This window comes from Paenibacillus salivarius (genome assembly GCF_051307165.1).
Lineage (GTDB): Bacteria > Bacillota > Bacilli > Paenibacillales > Paenibacillaceae > Fontibacillus.
On the sequence record NZ_CP195592.1, the window covers coordinates 1,773,323 to 1,788,717 of the forward strand.

Genomic DNA, 15,395 nt, shown 5'->3' on the forward strand with positions numbered 1-15,395 from the left:
GAAGAAGTTACTACTTCAATGGGTCATTACTCTGTCGGCACTATATTGTATAGGACATATTATATTTGATTTTAAAGAAACGCAATTGATGAGGATTCTTACCGGGGCCGTTGAAATATTGTTTTTTGGAAGCATACTTCTATATATATATTTGAAAAGGCGAGAAGAAAAGAATGGTTCCTAGGCTGCGGGAAATCGTCAAGGAGCCCGGGATCAGACAAGACGCTTTAACCCCCATCTTCAAACAAAACCATCAGAGCAGCGAAATTTCCCATCAGGGGGATCGCTGCTCTTCTTTTTTATCAGTTTCGTTAGGAATTGCCCCGTAGCATACCGCCTTTGCGGAGAGCATAATGTTCTTGGATTTCGCCCCTCATCGTTACGAGGGCGAGTCTACAAATCGACTTTCCAGTTGCCCATCATCTTGGCGACTTCGGGATCTCGGTACGATAAGAAAAGACTTTCCCGCGTATCAAGGGCGGAAATTTGTTCGACATCGTCCGTGCCCAGCTCAAAATCGAAAATATCGAAGTTTTCGACGATCCGCTCTTTACGCACTGATTTTGGAATGACAACGACTTCACGCTGAACAAGCCAACGCAACACAACCTGGGCTACGGATTTGTTGTGTTTTTCAGCGATGGAGGTCAGCACTTCGTTGCCGAACATGTTGTTAAGTCCTTCAGCGAACGGCGCCCACGACTGGTGTTGAACCCCCAGCGTTTTCATAAAAGCGGCGCTTTCCGTTTGCTGGTAGAACGGGTGCGTTTCGATCTGATTGACGGCAGGGACGATTTCGTTATGCACGATAAGGTCCATCAAACGGTCGGGCAGGAAGTTGCTGACCCCGATCGCCTTGATCTTTCCTTCGCGGTACAGGTCTTCCATCGCACGCCAAGCGCCGTAGTAATCGCCGAACGGCTGGTGAATCAGGTACAGATCGAGATAATCCAACTGCAGCTTTTTCAGGGATTTGGCAAAAGCCAACTTGGCACTCTCGTAGCCGGCATCCTGAACCCAGAGTTTGGTCGTGATGAACAGCTCCTCACGGGGGATACCGCTGCGCTTGATCGCGCGTCCGACCGCTTCCTCATTCAGATAACCGGCAGCGGTATCGATCAGGCGGTATCCGGCCATCAGCGCTTCATATACCGCATTCTCGCACTCCTCAGCATCGGGAACTTGGTAGACCCCGAAGCCGATGATCGGCATCTTCACTCCGTTGTTCAATGTTACGGTTTGCATTGTAACTCCTCCTAGGTTTTAATGTATAACGGCAAACGGCGCGTATCCCGGGAAGCGGGTGTTGAAGCGGGTATTCCGCTTACGGCCGATTTGCATTACGATAAGCTTAGAACCTTCGTGTTACACGAAGTCAAGCCGTCTTTAAAAAATTATTTTCCTAGGAGGATTTCACATGTATACGGTCAAAGAAGCCGCCCAGATCACGGGACTCACCGAGCACGCCGTGCGCTTTTATACGGATAAAGGCCTGGTGCCAAGCGTACAGCGCAATCAAAACAACATCCGGATGTTCGACGAAGAATCGATCAACTGGCTGCATGGCGTCAAATGCCTCAAGCAATCCGGAATGCCGATTGAAGTCATTAAAATGTACGTCGACCTCTGCCTCGAAGGGGACTCGACGATTCCGCAACGCTACGCACTTATGATGGAGCATAAAAAAGCGGCGCTCATAAAGCTCGAAGAAGCGAAACGGCATATTGCCCATTTGGAACAAAAAACCGCCCTATATCAAGCCATTCTGGAGCATCGCTCTCCAGACACGACCAATCCCGCCAACTGGGACAAAATCCAGCATATGCATAGTGACGTATTTTACTCGCCATCTGTTCGGAAGGCGTGAGTTAGGAATCGGACGATGTCGTGGGCCGGGTTGTGGGCTTCATTTGCGTTTTTTGTGAAAAATATTATAGACTAATTTTTATCAGATTTATTTAAGCGATTAAATAATGTATGGGTTCATTCATTCTGGAAGGGGAAATTAGATGAATAAAAGCAAACCAAACTCAAGAATTCTGAGAATAATATCCAGAGGATTATTGATTATTATAGGGGCTCTCGTTGCAGCGTACGGCCTGGAAGCCGTGTTAATACCCAATAATGTATCGGATGGCGGCGTGACAGGCCTAAGCATCGTCGGTTCGGAGCTGTTTGGATTACCGTTAGGACTGCTGATTGCCGTAATTAATATTCCTTTTGTATGGCTGGGTTATAAACAAATTGGTAAAAGCTTTGCTTTCTATTCCATTCTCGGTATTGCCTCGTTAGCGGTCGGTACGATTCTTATGCATCATATACCGACAATTATTCAGGGGGACACATTATTAGTTACCGTTGTTGGCGGGATTATCATCGGTTTCGGAATGGGTTTGGCCTTGAGAAACGGCGGGGCATTAGACGGGATCGATATGTTGGCTGTATTGCTGTCAAGAAAGTTGCCTTTTGGGACAAGTGACTTAATTTTATTTTTAAATGCGTTTGTCTTCGTTATTGTTTCGACAGTATTCGGTTTACAAGGGGCCATCCTTTCGGCGCTCGCTTATTTTATCGCATCCAAAGTGATACATATTGTGGAAGAAGGCTTGAGCGGATCGAAGACCTTTAAAATCATTACCACCCAACCCGAAAAAATGGTGGAAACGATCCGTGACCGGTTAGGACGCGGTGCAACCTATACGGATGCCTACGGCGGTTATACCAACGAACAATTCAAAGAAATCACTTGCGTCATTAACCGTCTGGAAGACAGCAAGATCAAACAAATCATTCAGGAAATTGACCCGAATGCCTTTGTGGTGGTCTATGATGTAGCCGAGGTTAAAGGCGGCAATTTCAGAAAGAAAAATATACACTAAAGTCTAAATAACGCGTTGGCGGAGAAAATAACGATCTCTTGCCAGGGCGTTTTTTTAGAATGATCTTGCAAATCGCAACTTACGCTTAGAGCACTGCCATTGACAAATTCTCTACTGCGTGTTACTTTATAGCTGTAGTATGTATCACTTTATACCGGTGATACTGAATAGCAAGGAGTGAATGTATTGGAAAACTTAACGGAAATGCTCAAAGGGGTGCTTGAGGGCTGCGTCCTTGAAATCATAAGCCGCAAAGAAACCTACGGCTACGAAATCACGCGGCGGCTGAACGCTCTCGGCTTCACGGACGTTGTGGAAGGCACCGTCTACACCATCCTGGTCCGGCTCGAAAAAAACAAGCTGGTGGAGATCACCAAAAAGCCGTCCGACATGGGACCACCGCGCAAGTTTTTTATGCTTAACGATGCGGGACGCGAGGAACTCCGGAAGTTCTGGGAAAAGTGGGAGTTCGTATCCTCCAAAATTAACGAGCTAAAGGAGAAAACGCCATGAATTTTTGGGAAAAAATCACCGGCAGCGATATGACAAAAGAAATGAAAGCTTTTGAATTGCGTGCCAAACAGCTGCCGGCGGATTATCAAGCCGCATGGGAAGAAATGAATGCCCACCTTTGGCCTCACTCCGATTTCACCGGCCGCAACCTTATGCCGATTCTTGACGGCGTGCTCGGCCTGCTCGAAGAATCGGCGGCGGACGGTCAGCGAGTCAAAGAGGTTTTGGGTGACGACATTAAAGGCTTCTGTTCAGCATTGGCCGGTGAAGAAGGGGCAAAGACTTTTCGCGACAAATGGCGTAAGCAACTCAATGACAATATCGCCAAAAAATTAGGCAAATAGGAGGAGCAAATGAGAATCAAAGAGATCATCGAAGGCAAAAAAGAGTGGCGCGCACATGTGGCGCGCGTCAAAGCGCTCCCGCAAGATTACCGGTTCGTTTATAAAGAAATTCAAAAATATCTCTTTAAGGTCGGCCCTGTCGAGCTAACCGAGGGAACGGGTTTGCTCTCGGGAATCGTCGATCTTTTTGAAGAGGGCGCGGCCTCGGGAAAAGGCGTACTTGAAGTGACGGGCAAAGATGTTGCGGCTTTCTGCGACGAGCTCATCAAAGATTCAAAAACTTACGCGGACATCTATCAGGAATCCGTTAACCATGAAGTTAACAAGGCCATAAAAAAGGCTACGGATAAAGCAAAAAAGTAATCTCCACCAGTAACGGAATTCCCCTTTTAGGTTAAAGTGATGAGGAATAATCCTGTTGCAAAAATTCGTGTTCATAAATCGCTTGAACCCTTTCCAATACGTTCCGCGCCTGATCCATAAATTTTAATTCCGAAACCTGTCCCGTAACCAAAAACACGCCGGTCTTATTCCGGTGTTCCCCGAGCGCCCCTTCATGCAGCTTGTTGGCTCCGTGTGCGGGCGGCGAGAAAAATAGCATCATCAACCATTTAACCACAAGGGGGAGACCGGAGTTTTTTCCTTTTCTTAGCGTATTGTTGCCGCCTGGATCAACGCTGCGGATCAGGATATCGTCCTTGGCAAGCTCCGGCGCGATCGCCTGAGTCCATAGCGAAAGAGCTAGCTTTGAGGTGGCGTAAGGACCAATCAGCTTGCGGAAGGTTTTGGGATGTTCCAGGATTTCGACCGAAAACTCCTTCGTATATTTTGACGCTGAAGATGAGGTGTTGATGACCGTTTTTAAGCGACCGTTTTTTAGGAGTTCCTTCAACTCCATCAGAACGATATACGGAACGACCGTCAACAGCTCATAATGCTTCTCGCGACCTTGTTTCGTATAGCTCAGCTCGGGGAAGGATCCCCCGGCGTTATTGAACAAAATATCGATCCGCCGCTCCTTGCCTTTGATTTCTTCCAAAGTCCGTTTCAGGCTGGCAAAGTCGGCAAGATCCGCGGTTTTATAAATTCGAAGCGATCCGCTCCTGATCGCATTCCGGATACTCATATCGTCCTCCGGAAAGTCGGAACGGTTCAATGCGATCACCTGCCAGTCCTCCGCCAGCAACTTCCGGGTTAATTCCAGCCCGATCCCGGCGCTTGCGCCTGTAATCAAAGCGATATGTTCATGCGGGTTCTTTTCCATTGTGCATCTCCTTCTGATAACTTGATATTTCTTCGATAGCGCACATTCTATCTCTTGGAGTCGACTCCAAGTCAATGCGCAAAAACAAAGTTTTTTTCAAGAATAAGAGACTTGACTTGGAGTAAGCTCCAAGATGTATAATGCACGAAAAGCAATCCCCGGGAGGGAGCAGGGTGGAAGAAGAGCAAACCTTTACGATAAAGCAAGCCGCCGAGCAAACCGGAATGACTGAAGATACGATCCGTTATTACGAAAAGATCGGGCTTTTGCCTCGTGCGGAGCGAAAGGACAACGGACACCGCATCTATCGGCAGGAGGGCATAGAAACGATCCGGCTGATCGCATGCCTGAAAAAAACGGGGATGCCGCTAGAAGAAATGCGGCCTTTTTTGGAGGTCTCCATCGATACCGATCCCGCGGAATATCCCGAACTGGTGGAACTCTTAAGGAACCACCGGGAGAATATTGTCAGCCAAATCGCCTCGCTGCAGCAGGTCGTTGATTTTATCGACATGAAGCTGGAGGAGGGAAGATACCGGCGGGACTGCCCGGATGGAGAAACGAAAGCAGAATCCGTCTCACCCGTTGAGATGAGTTATTTTTCCGTGTCGGCTAAAGCGGGCAAGTAACCCGCCTCCGTAAAATAAGCTTGCAATAACAAATGAGAAGGTGTTCGATCTGCTTATCGGCCGGTCGGTGCTGAATTATGACATCGTGGCGTGCTGTGTGTGGCATCAGCATTCCGTAATGCGAATCCTAAATGCTTCTTCTTTAGCCGTGTCCGCGATGTTCGTGTCACCGATATCAAGAATTGCGGCTATTCGTTCGCTATCCCGGATTCCTAACCTTTGGCGCGTGGAGTCTTCGTGTATCCAATCCTCCATACAAACCGACATGGCGAGGTTTTGGTCCAAACCCAGCAATCTTATATTTTGAATCAAGCAGTATACTGCGGCCAAATCCTCCTCCTGCTTGTGCATGTCGCCAACGGCATCCGCGATAACGACGAGATGGGCGGGGGCTTCATGATGAAGCGGCAGCGCTTCTTTTCCAAGTTCACCTTTCACGAACAGAAATCGCCAAGGCTCTCTCAAGCCGTCATTCGGTGCCCAGACAGCCGTTTCCAACAGTTGAAGAATTCTTTCGGGTTCAATTTTATTCTGATCAAAACGATCGGGTGGACAACTATTCCTTAATAAACTCGTTATGGACATGCCATTCTCCCCCTCTTTTCCATTAAATTTGCGGCCAGCAAAGCCACTTTTTTGCGGCAGGCGTGCGGTTTCGGGGGCGAGGAGCTTTTTCGATGAAACCGAAGGGCAATATACCGACCAAGCGCTCACGTTCCGTTATGCCAAGTTGTTCGAGTAAAGGCTTCGAATACAAAATCTCATCCGTTCGCCAAAACATGCCTATGTCATTCTCCCAGGCCAAAAGCTGCAAATTTTGCAGGAAAAAGCAAGCATTCGCATACCGCATATCTTTCTGCTGAGGCGAATCATGATTTTCTACGACAACGGCAATAAGACCCGGAACATTGGAAAAGTACTTCGCCATCGTCTCCTTCAAGGGGCGGGGGACCAGTTTTCCTATGGGGGTGGCCGCAAAGGAATCCATCATGTAACGCGACAACCGATCCTTCGATTCGCTTTGCAACGCTAAGATAAGCCGCATGGCTTTCAGCATTTGAGGGTCGCACAAACCCGCAGCCTGTTCAAATAACTCGTTTATAAGGTGATCCGGCACAACTTGATCGGTGAACTTTCGTATGCTTCTGCGCTCTTTGATCGTAGATTCCACACTCATTTACACTCCCGCCTTCCAACTAAAATGGTAAAATGGTTGCCTTGAGCAGTTTGTTCATTTAAGGATCGGATTCGATTGTTTCATAAAGAACGATTGTTATTTCCTTTAATCAAAGGATAATTGCAATTACATATATCGATATTGTTTCATATGAAACAATATTATTGTACTAATTACTCTTAAAAGAGTCAACCAGTGAGGAATCATCCATGTTTATCCGTAGATAAAAGGCATTGCTCTATTGTTTCTCGGGAAATAATCTATGATATAATGAGAAAAATGAACCGAGGAGCCGGCATGATCATGGGTACTTCCAATCGAAACAAAACCGCAATTCATGAATGTTTCATTCAGTTCCTTCAGCAAAAAGAGCAATATGAAGCCCGAATCACCGAAACTTATCTTGAGGATATTCGCAAGCACATGGATATGGAGTTCAACCTGAACATGACGGAACTGCACACCATTTCGTGCATCGGAGAGCAGGAGCCGATCAACGTCACTTCCATCGCGGAAAAAATAAAGTTAAGCAAAGGGAACACCTCCAAAATCGCCAAAAAATTACTCGAGGCTGGTTGGGTGCGTAAAGCCCAGCTCAACGACAACAAAAAGGAAGTATATTTCCGGCTCACGCCCGCAGGGAAAAAGCTATTCGCCGCTCATGACGATCTCCATAAGAAGGAAGAGCAAAGAATGTACGAATTTTTGGAAAGATACGACGAAACCGAGCTTGAATTTATCAAACGGCTGTTCGAGGATTTAAGCGACTTCTATCGATAGAACCGGCGGTTACAAGACAAGAATAGGCATCCCTTTTTGACGGGATCCTAACTTTTATTTGAACAAGAAGAAGTGGTGAATCATATGGGGGTAACCGTTAAAGATATTTTGCAATTGCCTTCGTTCCGGGGCGCTAAGGTGTTGACCGGCAGGAACAGCCTTCATCGTACCGTCTCTTCGTTATCCGTATTGGAGGTTTCCAACGCCGATTTTTCTTCGAAAATCGTTCAAAACGTTCAACAAGAATGGTATGCGGAAGAAATCGTGATCAGCTCGTTATATTCCATCAAGGATAATGTGGAAAAACAGTGCGAAGCGATTCAATACCTGATTGATCTCGGGGAAGTGGGGCTGATTTTGTATTATGTCGGAATTATCATTCCGAAAGTGCCGGAGGAAGTGCTGCGATTAGCCGAGTCCCAAAATTTTATTATCATCTGTATGCCCGAGAACGATTTTTCCCTGCGCTATAATGAAGTGATCTATGAAGTGATGGAAGCGATTGTCCTGGACAATCAAACGATCAATGATAATTTTGTCAATGAGTCGCTGGAAAAAGTGTCGTTCCTGCCGGAGCATTCGCGAAGCGTGGAAATCATGCTGAAATTGCTATCCGACCGTTTGAAGGCCAATATGGTGCTGACGAACGCGAAGCTGGAGATCGTGAATCAAGTCATGTGGCCCCGCAACTCCACTTTGGACGTCGGGAAAATTATTCAAGCAAACCGTTCCGACGACGGTTCCTGTTTTGTTGGGCATAGAACCCTTCGGCAAAAAAACGGGGAGGTTCTCCACCTTTTTTTAATCAAAGAAAATGCGAAGCTGCCGGGGAAGACCGTCGACAAAATCGGCGAGGTCGTGCAGGTGGCCATCAATTTGTGGGGAGACAAGCATAACGAGGTCAGCGAATACGCTTTAGTCAAGGCGATCATCAATGACGAAAGCGAAAAGATGCGGAGGCTGGCCCATCTGCTGCATATCGACGTCGCGTCGATCCAGATGATGTGGCTCGTCTATATCCAGGATTTATCGGAGGAAAAACGCATCAGGGAGGAACTGGCTGAGCATCTCTCCAAATATTATAAAACGGCGGTCATTCAAACGGTCGACCGTTGCGTCATCGTGTTGTTGGGCAATTGCTCCTACAAATATAATGAGGTTGAAGTGGCCGAAGAGTACGTCGAAACGACGAATTTCTTATCCTCCATATCCGAAATGGTATATGCGCCAAGAATGAGGAATACGACGGATGTGCGCAGAATGTATCAGCTCGTGAACCAGGTCGGGAAGAAAGTGCATCTGATTTATCAACAGCGAAAATGGTTTACCGCCGCGGAAATCCGCTCCATGAAGCGGGCGATCGACTTGAGCGTGCAAGGGGAAGAAGTCATTGAAGAATGGATGTCGGTGATCGCTCCTATTCTGGACGACCCTGAGTCGGTGAGAACATTAACGATTTTTCTTCTGGATGCGAAGGGAAATTTTGATGACTGTGCCAAACTTCTCTTTGTCCACAAAAACACCGTGAAGTACCGCATCAAAAAAATCAGCGAGCTGTTGGGCTACGATATCACGATGAATTCCGAATTTTACGATGTGTATCTGGCCTGCATGATCTATCGGTTGATCAATAACTAAGTCAAAGAATCCGAATGCTTGTCGAAAACGACAAAAATTCGGATTTTTATTTTTATTTCCGAAAAAGACGCCTGCTCCCTCATCTTTTACAATAAGAAAAATAGTTTTAGTCAATCGATCGAAACGGGAGGCGAAAGGGATGGGCAATCAAGAGAAAAAACAGTCTTGGTTCACGCTGGGCATCGTTTGGGCCGGAGCCATGATCAGTATTCCGGGCCTTCTCGTAGGGAACACGCTGATCACGGGGATGAGCTTATCCAAGACATTGACGGTCACCCTGATCGGGTATGCCGTTATCGTGGCCTTGATGATTTTGCAGGGCATTCAAAGCACGGATTTAGGAAAGTCGACCGTCCAGGTCGCAAGTCAGGTGTTCGGCAAAAAAGGATCGCGCACGATTCTCTCCATTATTTTGACCGTTGCCTGCCTTGGCTGGTTCGGGATTCAGGCGAATGTATGCGGAGCGGCGCTGGCGAATTTGCTGGCCGAGTCCGGCGTTCATATGCCGGTTCCGGTAGCGTCTCTGATCAGCGGTTTGGTGATGGTCGTTTCCGCGATGTACGGAATCAAAGTACTGCGCGTGCTCAGTTATATTGCGGTGCCTTTACTGGTCGTGCTTTGCGTGTATGGTTTGGTCCAGGCGCTGCATGGAGAAACACTGCAGGTGATTTCGAATTACAGACCGGAGCAGGATTCGAGCTTTATGGACGGGCTGGCGGTCACCATGGGTTCCTTTGCGCTTGGTGCGGTCATTGCCGGCGATTATTCGCAATTTTCCGGCAAGCGTTCCGATGTGTGGAAGGCAGCCATCTTCGGCATTATACCGGCTGGCCTACTGATGATTAGCGTAGGCGCCGTCTTAACGCTGGCTTACCAAACGAACGATGTCGCGGCCGTCTTTTTGAAGATCGCCACTCCGTTCATCGGCGGGGTCGTTTTGATTCTGGCGGCCTGGAAGACCAATATGGTCAATGCCATCTCGGGCGGGTTCGCGCTGGTCAATGTTTTTAATGTATCCAAGGAAAAGGAAAAATGGGCGGTGGGCGTGGCCGGACTGATCGGGACGGTGCTTGCGGTCATCGGCATTTTGGATTACTTTACGCCCGTGATGTCCGTATTATCGGCCATGGTACCGCCTGTCGCTGGCGTCATGATCGCTTCCTATTGGGTCGTGAACAAGGGGGATAAGAGGCTTTGGAAGGAAACCGAGGGCGTGAACCGCTTAGGCGTCTATTCCTGGCTGATCGGTTCGGTCATTGCCTGCCTTCCGGTCGTGTTATCCTTTTTCCCGAGTTTGCCGCAAGTGTCCAATCAGCCCTTAATCGGCATTGTCATTTCATTCGTCTTGTACATTGCCGGCTACCGGCTAACTGCTTCAAAGACTGTCATATTGGAGGAACGATAAATGAGATATTTAGATAAAGCCGCCATTGAGCATATTTCGATCGGAGCCGCATTCCTGGGAACGGGAGGCGGCGGAGACCCTTACATCGGTAAACTGATGGCGATTTCGGCCATTGAGAAGAATGGTCCCGTTAAATTATATTCCGTCGACGAAATCGGCGACGAAGACTTTTTTATTCCGGCTGCGATGATGGGAGCCCCTTCCGTTTCCGCGGAGAAATTTCCGAACGGAAGCGAGTTCGTGAAAGTATTTCAAAAACTCGCCCAGTACTTGGGAAAAGACAAAATCGCGGGCACGTATCCGATGGAAGCGGGCGGCGTCAATTCGATGATTCCGATCGTGGTCGCGGCGCAGCTCGGTTTGCCGCTGGTCGATTGCGACGGCATGGGCAGAGCCTTCCCCGAACTTCAGATGGTGACGTTCAACCTGGACGGGATTTCGGCAACGCCGATGGCCATTACGGACGAAAAAGGGAATATCGGTATCTTCGAAACGATCGATAACAAATGGACGGAACGGTTGGCCCGGGCAGCCACGGTGGAGATGGGGGCCAGCGCTCTGGTGAGCCTGTATCCGACGACCGGGGCGCAAATGAAGAAAAGCGGGGTCCATCATATCGTGACCTTGTCCCAACAAATCGGGGAGATTATTTCCTCGAACCAGAGGGATGCAAAAGAAAAACTGCAGGAGCTTTTGACTTTGGTAGCCGGTTATGAGCTTTTCCAAGGGAAAATCGTCGATGTGATCCGGGAAACCAAGGGAGGATTTAATCTCGGCAAAATGAATCTGGAAGGCATCGAAGCCCATAGGGGCGGAAATATGCAGGTTCATTTTCAAAATGAGAACCTCGTTGCGGAAAGGGACGGACAGGTTGTCGGGATGACCCCGGATTTGCTCTGTCTGGTCGATTACGAAACCTTGCTGCCCGTGACGACCGAGAGCCTGAAGTACGGCAAACGCGTGCGTGTGATCGGTCTTCCCGCTCATGAAAAATGGAGAACGGAGAAGGGGATCGAGACCGCGGGGCCAAGGTACTTTGGATATGATTACGATTATGTTCCGATTGAAGAACTGGTAAAAAAGGCGGGTGCTGATCATGTATAGAATCGGGATCGATGTAGGCGGGACGAATACGGACGCCATTATTTTGGACGAGCATCATCAATTGGTTCACTCCGTAAAATCACCGACAAGTCTGGATATTAAGACGGGGATCGAAACATCCCTCAGGAATTTGCTGCAAGAATCGAAAATCGACAAAACCAAAATTACGCATGCGATGCTAGGCACGACGCAATGCACCAATGCGATCGTGGAACGCAAGAAGCTGGCCAAGGTCGGCGTTATTCGCTTAGGTTACCCTGCCACGGCTTCCGTCGCTCCGTATACGGCCTGGCCTGAAGACATGATCGAGAAGTTGTCGGGCAACTACGCCCTGGTTCGCGGCGGATACGAATACGATGGTCAAGTTCTCGGCGAAGTCGATGAGGATGAGATCCGGACGCTTTTGGCCGATTGGCGGGAAAAAGTCGAGTCCATCGCCGTTATCGGCGTATTTTCTTCCATCAAGAACGATCAGGAGCTGAAAGTCCGCGATCTTATTCACGAGACATACGGAGAAGCGTATCCGGTATCCTGCTCTTCCCTGATCGGTTCGGTAGGGCTCATCGAACGCGAGAATGCGACCATCTTGAATGCGGCCTTGTGCAAGGTGATCGAGACGACGACGCAAGGTTTCGTAAACGCCTTGGAGGAAGAAGGAATTACGGATGCGGCCGTGTATTTATGCCAAAACGACGGCACATTGATGTCCATCGATTACGCCAAACAGTTTCCAATCCTCACGATTGCCTGCGGGCCGACAAACAGCATTCGCGGCGCGTCGTACTTGGCGCAGATCAAGGATACGATGGTCCTTGACGTTGGCGGTACGACCTCGGATATCGGGGTACTGCAGGACGGATTCCCGAGAGAGTCGTCGGTTGCCGTTGAAGTCGGCGATATCCGCACCAATTTCAGAATGCCGGACATTATTTCCGTCGGCCTCGGCGGAGGCAGCATTATCCGCGTGAATGAACAGGGCAAAATTACCGTCGGACCCGACAGCGTGGGATACAGAATCGGCGAGGAAGCGCTCGTCTTCGGCGGAAGCACGCTTACGACCACCGATATCGCCGTCCGGTTGGGGATGGCCGATGTAGGCGACAAGAGCCTGGTGTCCCACATTGAGGAGGAATTCGCTAAAGCGGTGCAGGCCGAAATTTCCGCCATCGTCGAGCAAGCGATCGATAAAATGAAAACATCCTCGGAGGACGTTCAGCTCGTTCTCGTGGGCGGCGGCAGCATTATTATCCCGGATTCGATCCGCGGGGTAGCCGGTATGATCAAAACGGAAAACGGAGGTGTGGCGAACGCCATCGGGGCGTCGATTTCCCAAATCAGCGGGCAATATGAACAGATTTATATTTATGCGCGGGAACCGCGCGAGGCTTCGTTGAAAGATGCCGAGCAAAAAGCGGTAAATCAGGCCGTCTTGGCCGGAGCCGATGCCGATACGATCGAATTGGTCGAAGTGGAGGAAACCCCGCTCGCTTATCATCCCGAGAATGCGACGAGATTAAGAGTAAAAGTCGTCGGTAAAATGAAATAGAGGCAAGGTTCTAAAAGGTCTCCCGAAAGTTCGCTCCGCGAATTTAGGGGAGGCCTTTTCGGCTTGATTCATGTGATACAATAGCAGCGAATGCTGTTTAAGGGAAGGTGTTGCTTGTGCCGGCGATATTCCATCATAATCCGGACCGCCCGTTTCGCGAAAGCCCCGAGCTCTATGTATGTTATTGGGGAAAAGAAAGATGCGCCCCGCTCCATTCCTTCGGTCCGGGGGTACGCGATATTTATAAAATCCACTTTATTCACGCGGGACGGGGAGTCGTGCGTGCCGAAGGCGTCACGCATGAATTGACCGCCGGACAGGCTTTTCTCGCCTACCCCGAACGGGTGATATTTTATCAGGCCGACGGAACCGACCCCTGGACGTATTCCTGGATCGGCTTCTGCGGCGACCAGGTTGAAGATATTTTAAGCCGGACACGGCTCAGCCCGACGAATCCCGTGTTTCCGATGGATACGCGGTTGATGCCGCAGCTGTACGAATTGCTGAACGAAGCGGAGGACAACGCGGCGACCCGGGATTTGCGCCTCCAGGCACTACTGCACGAGTTTTTGACGAGGTTGGTGGAGCTTGCTCCGGCATCGGGTCGGCTCGCGTCGGCGCGGGTTCAAGCCAAGGAATCTTACATTCATCGCTGCCTCGATTTCCTGCACGGCCATTACAGCGAGGAGATCACCGTAGGCCAGCTGGCCGCGATCGTGGGGCTGGACCGCAAATACTTGTCGTCCCTCTTTAAACAGGCTACCGGGCTTCCGCCGCAACAATATTTATTGCATTACCGGATGGAAAAAGCCTGTGCGCTGCTCAGAAAGGGTCATTATTCTATCGGTGAGGTGGCCCGTTCGGTCGGATATCAGGATGCGCTGCTGTTCTCCAAAATGTTTAAAAAATCGGTCGGCGTCTCGCCCTCCGATTATCGTGATTTTGTTTAAAAAAAGACATCATGCCATATATACCATCCTTATTGCTATAGGTGTGCCGCTTTAATTGTATTATATTTGACACATCTCAACTTAAGGAGGAACAAGCACTGATGTATCAAGCAGCCGACAATAGATATGAAACCATGACATACAACCGCTCGGGACGGAGCGGGTTGAAGCTGCCGGCCATTTCGCTGGGCCTGTGGCATAATTTCGGAGGCATCGACGTGTTCGAGAACGGGCGCGCTATGCTCCGGAGAGCGTTTGACTTAGGCATAACCCATTTTGACCTGGCCAACAACTACGGGCCGCCGGCGGGATCGGCGGAAGAGACGTTCGGACGTCTGCTCCGGGAGGATTTGCGTCCGTACCGCGACGAGATCATCATCTCGACCAAAGCGGGGTATTACATGTGGCCGGGACCTTACGGAGAATGGGGTTCGAAAAAATACCTGGTATCCAGCCTCGACCAAAGCCTGAAGCGGATGGGTCTGGAGTATGTCGATATTTTTTATCATCACCGTCCGGATCCGGACACCCCGTTGGAAGAAACGATGGCCGCGCTGGATCTGATCGTGCGCCAAGGGAAAGCCTTGTACGTCGGACTCTCCAACTATAGTCCGGAGCAGACGCTGGCGGCTTCCCAAATCCTCAAGCGGCTCGGAACGCCGGCGGTCATTCACCAGCCGAGCTACTCGATGATGAACCGCTGGATCGAAGAGGGTTTGCAGGACGTGCTTGAGGAAGAGGGCATCGGTTCGATCGTGTTCTCGCCGCTGGAGAAAGGCATCCTGACCGACCGGTACCTGAACGGGATCGCGAAGGATTCCCGCGCCGCCGGGCCTAGCGTTTTCCTGCGTCCGGAGGATTTGAACGAGGAGCGGATCGCGAAGGTGAAGCAGTTGAACGATATGGCCGCCGAAAGAGGACAGAAGCTGTCACAGATGGCTTTGGCCTGGGTGCTCCGCGGCGGCCGGGTCACCTCGGCGCTGATCGGCGCCAGCAAGACGAGCCAAATCGAAGACGCGGTCGGCGCGTTAAGCAGCCCGTCGTTCACCGATGAGGAACTGCGCAAAATCGACGGGATTTTGGGTTACTAACCCGTCCAACCCGCATCCTTTCTTTGAAAGGGGCGGGTTGTTTTTTTTGTTGTACCGGCTTGATTGGAAAAATTC

17 protein-coding genes are annotated in these 15,395 nt (G+C 49.6%); 13 read left to right on the top strand and 4 right to left on the bottom strand.

Going from position 1 to position 15,395, the window contains the following annotated elements:
* Positions 1–393: 393 nt before the first annotated feature.
* Positions 394–1,245 (bottom strand): aldo/keto reductase, encoded by an 852-nt coding sequence (locus ACSFXJ_RS07810; RefSeq protein WP_435924613.1) that lies wholly within the window; start codon positions 1,243–1,245, stop codon positions 394–396.
* 172 nt (positions 1,246–1,417) lie between these two features.
* Here ACSFXJ_RS07810 and ACSFXJ_RS07815 point away from each other — a divergent pair, with 172 nt between their 5' ends.
* The 5 genes from ACSFXJ_RS07815 to ACSFXJ_RS07835 all read left to right on the top strand — a co-directional run bounded on the left by ACSFXJ_RS07815 (position 1,418) and on the right by ACSFXJ_RS07835 (position 4,099).
* A complete protein-coding gene (locus tag ACSFXJ_RS07815) occupies positions 1,418–1,867 on the top strand; it encodes a MerR family transcriptional regulator (protein ID WP_435924615.1) in 450 nt (149 codons plus the stop codon).
* Between the two features lie 142 nt (positions 1,868–2,009).
* Positions 2,010–2,879 carry a YitT family protein gene (locus tag ACSFXJ_RS07820; RefSeq protein WP_435924616.1) on the top strand — a complete coding sequence of 290 codons (870 nt, stop codon included), beginning with the start codon at positions 2,010–2,012 and terminating at the stop codon, positions 2,877–2,879.
* 204 nt (positions 2,880–3,083) lie between these two features.
* Positions 3,084–3,392, top strand: a complete 309-nt coding sequence (locus ACSFXJ_RS07825) for a PadR family transcriptional regulator (protein ID WP_435925703.1) — start codon at positions 3,084–3,086, stop codon at positions 3,390–3,392.
* On the top strand, positions 3,389–3,736 hold the full coding sequence (locus tag ACSFXJ_RS07830; RefSeq protein ID WP_435924618.1) for a DUF1048 domain-containing protein: 348 nt from the start codon (positions 3,389–3,391) through the stop codon (positions 3,734–3,736). The genes ACSFXJ_RS07825 and ACSFXJ_RS07830 overlap by 4 nt, the downstream gene beginning before the upstream one ends.
* A gap of 9 nt (positions 3,737–3,745) precedes the next feature.
* On the top strand, positions 3,746–4,099 hold the full coding sequence (locus ACSFXJ_RS07835; RefSeq protein WP_435924619.1) for a DUF1048 domain-containing protein: 354 nt from the start codon (positions 3,746–3,748) through the stop codon (positions 4,097–4,099).
* Positions 4,100–4,130: 31 nt separating this feature from the next.
* On the opposite strand, the gene ACSFXJ_RS07840 is transcribed toward ACSFXJ_RS07835, so the two are convergent.
* The gene (locus tag ACSFXJ_RS07840) at positions 4,131–5,000 is read right to left on the bottom strand and encodes an SDR family NAD(P)-dependent oxidoreductase (RefSeq protein WP_435924620.1); all 870 of its coding nucleotides are present in this window, start codon (positions 4,998–5,000) and stop codon (positions 4,131–4,133) included.
* Positions 5,001–5,173: 173 nt separating this feature from the next.
* Here ACSFXJ_RS07840 and ACSFXJ_RS07845 point away from each other — a divergent pair, with 173 nt between their 5' ends.
* Complete coding sequence (locus ACSFXJ_RS07845) at positions 5,174–5,629, top strand: MerR family transcriptional regulator (RefSeq protein ID WP_435924621.1); 456 nt, start codon at positions 5,174–5,176, stop codon at positions 5,627–5,629.
* 105 nt (positions 5,630–5,734) lie between these two features.
* On the opposite strand, the gene ACSFXJ_RS07850 is transcribed toward ACSFXJ_RS07845, so the two are convergent.
* Entirely contained in the window at positions 5,735–6,214 is a 480-nt protein-coding gene (locus ACSFXJ_RS07850) for a nitroreductase family protein (RefSeq protein ID WP_435924622.1), read from the bottom strand.
* Positions 6,215–6,236: 22 nt separating this feature from the next.
* On the bottom strand, positions 6,237–6,806 hold the full coding sequence (locus ACSFXJ_RS07855) for a nitroreductase family protein (protein ID WP_435924623.1): 570 nt from the start codon (positions 6,804–6,806) through the stop codon (positions 6,237–6,239).
* A 303-nt stretch (positions 6,807–7,109) separates the two neighbouring features.
* Here ACSFXJ_RS07855 and ACSFXJ_RS07860 point away from each other — a divergent pair, with 303 nt between their 5' ends.
* The 7 genes from ACSFXJ_RS07860 to ACSFXJ_RS07890 all read left to right on the top strand — a co-directional run bounded on the left by ACSFXJ_RS07860 (position 7,110) and on the right by ACSFXJ_RS07890 (position 15,320).
* Positions 7,110–7,586, top strand: a complete 477-nt coding sequence (locus ACSFXJ_RS07860) for a MarR family transcriptional regulator (protein ID WP_435924624.1) — start codon at positions 7,110–7,112, stop codon at positions 7,584–7,586.
* A gap of 84 nt (positions 7,587–7,670) precedes the next feature.
* Positions 7,671–9,224, top strand: coding sequence for a PucR family transcriptional regulator (locus tag ACSFXJ_RS07865; RefSeq protein WP_435924626.1), 1,554 nt, complete (start codon positions 7,671–7,673; stop codon positions 9,222–9,224).
* Between the two features lie 139 nt (positions 9,225–9,363).
* Positions 9,364–10,629 carry a cytosine permease gene (locus ACSFXJ_RS07870; protein WP_435924628.1) on the top strand — a complete coding sequence of 422 codons (1,266 nt, stop codon included), beginning with the start codon at positions 9,364–9,366 and terminating at the stop codon, positions 10,627–10,629.
* Positions 10,630–11,733: a DUF917 domain-containing protein gene (locus tag ACSFXJ_RS07875; protein WP_435924629.1), complete on the top strand. Its 1,104-nt coding sequence runs from the start codon at positions 10,630–10,632 to the stop codon at positions 11,731–11,733.
* Positions 11,726–13,279 carry a hydantoinase/oxoprolinase N-terminal domain-containing protein gene (locus tag ACSFXJ_RS07880; RefSeq protein WP_435924630.1) on the top strand — a complete coding sequence of 518 codons (1,554 nt, stop codon included), beginning with the start codon at positions 11,726–11,728 and terminating at the stop codon, positions 13,277–13,279. Before ACSFXJ_RS07875 ends, ACSFXJ_RS07880 begins: the two co-directional genes overlap by 8 nt.
* 116 nt (positions 13,280–13,395) lie before the next feature.
* A complete protein-coding gene (locus ACSFXJ_RS07885; protein ID WP_435924631.1) occupies positions 13,396–14,229 on the top strand; it encodes an AraC family transcriptional regulator in 834 nt (277 codons plus the stop codon).
* A 101-nt stretch (positions 14,230–14,330) separates the two neighbouring features.
* Positions 14,331–15,320 carry an aldo/keto reductase gene (locus ACSFXJ_RS07890; RefSeq protein WP_435924632.1) on the top strand — a complete coding sequence of 330 codons (990 nt, stop codon included), beginning with the start codon at positions 14,331–14,333 and terminating at the stop codon, positions 15,318–15,320.
* Positions 15,321–15,395 lie beyond the last annotated feature (75 nt).

Bases quoted from the DNA above. Each gene is read 5' to 3' on its own strand.
- ACSFXJ_RS07875 (WP_435924629.1), top strand. From the start codon at position 10,630: ATGAGATATTTAGATAAAGCCGCCATTGAGCATATTTCGATCGGAGCC.
- ACSFXJ_RS07825 (WP_435925703.1), top strand. From the start codon at position 3,084: ATGCTCAAAGGGGTGCTTGAGGGCTGCGTCCTTGAAATCATAAGCCGC.
- ACSFXJ_RS07840 (WP_435924620.1), bottom strand. From the start codon at position 5,000: ATGGAAAAGAACCCGCATGAACATATCGCTTTGATTACAGGCGCAAGC.
- ACSFXJ_RS07865 (WP_435924626.1), top strand. From the start codon at position 7,671: ATGGGGGTAACCGTTAAAGATATTTTGCAATTGCCTTCGTTCCGGGGC.
- ACSFXJ_RS07815 (WP_435924615.1), top strand. From the start codon at position 1,418: ATGTATACGGTCAAAGAAGCCGCCCAGATCACGGGACTCACCGAGCAC.
- ACSFXJ_RS07860 (WP_435924624.1), top strand. From the start codon at position 7,110: ATGGGTACTTCCAATCGAAACAAAACCGCAATTCATGAATGTTTCATT.
- ACSFXJ_RS07870 (WP_435924628.1), top strand. From the start codon at position 9,364: ATGGGCAATCAAGAGAAAAAACAGTCTTGGTTCACGCTGGGCATCGTT.
- ACSFXJ_RS07855 (WP_435924623.1), bottom strand. From the start codon at position 6,806: ATGAGTGTGGAATCTACGATCAAAGAGCGCAGAAGCATACGAAAGTTC.
- ACSFXJ_RS07850 (WP_435924622.1), bottom strand. From the start codon at position 6,214: ATGTCCATAACGAGTTTATTAAGGAATAGTTGTCCACCCGATCGTTTT.
- ACSFXJ_RS07830 (WP_435924618.1), top strand. From the start codon at position 3,389: ATGAATTTTTGGGAAAAAATCACCGGCAGCGATATGACAAAAGAAATG.
- ACSFXJ_RS07880 (WP_435924630.1), top strand. From the start codon at position 11,726: ATGTATAGAATCGGGATCGATGTAGGCGGGACGAATACGGACGCCATT.
- ACSFXJ_RS07820 (WP_435924616.1), top strand. From the start codon at position 2,010: ATGAATAAAAGCAAACCAAACTCAAGAATTCTGAGAATAATATCCAGA.
- ACSFXJ_RS07835 (WP_435924619.1), top strand. From the start codon at position 3,746: ATGAGAATCAAAGAGATCATCGAAGGCAAAAAAGAGTGGCGCGCACAT.
- ACSFXJ_RS07810 (WP_435924613.1), bottom strand. From the start codon at position 1,245: ATGCAAACCGTAACATTGAACAACGGAGTGAAGATGCCGATCATCGGC.
- ACSFXJ_RS07890 (WP_435924632.1), top strand. From the start codon at position 14,331: ATGTATCAAGCAGCCGACAATAGATATGAAACCATGACATACAACCGC.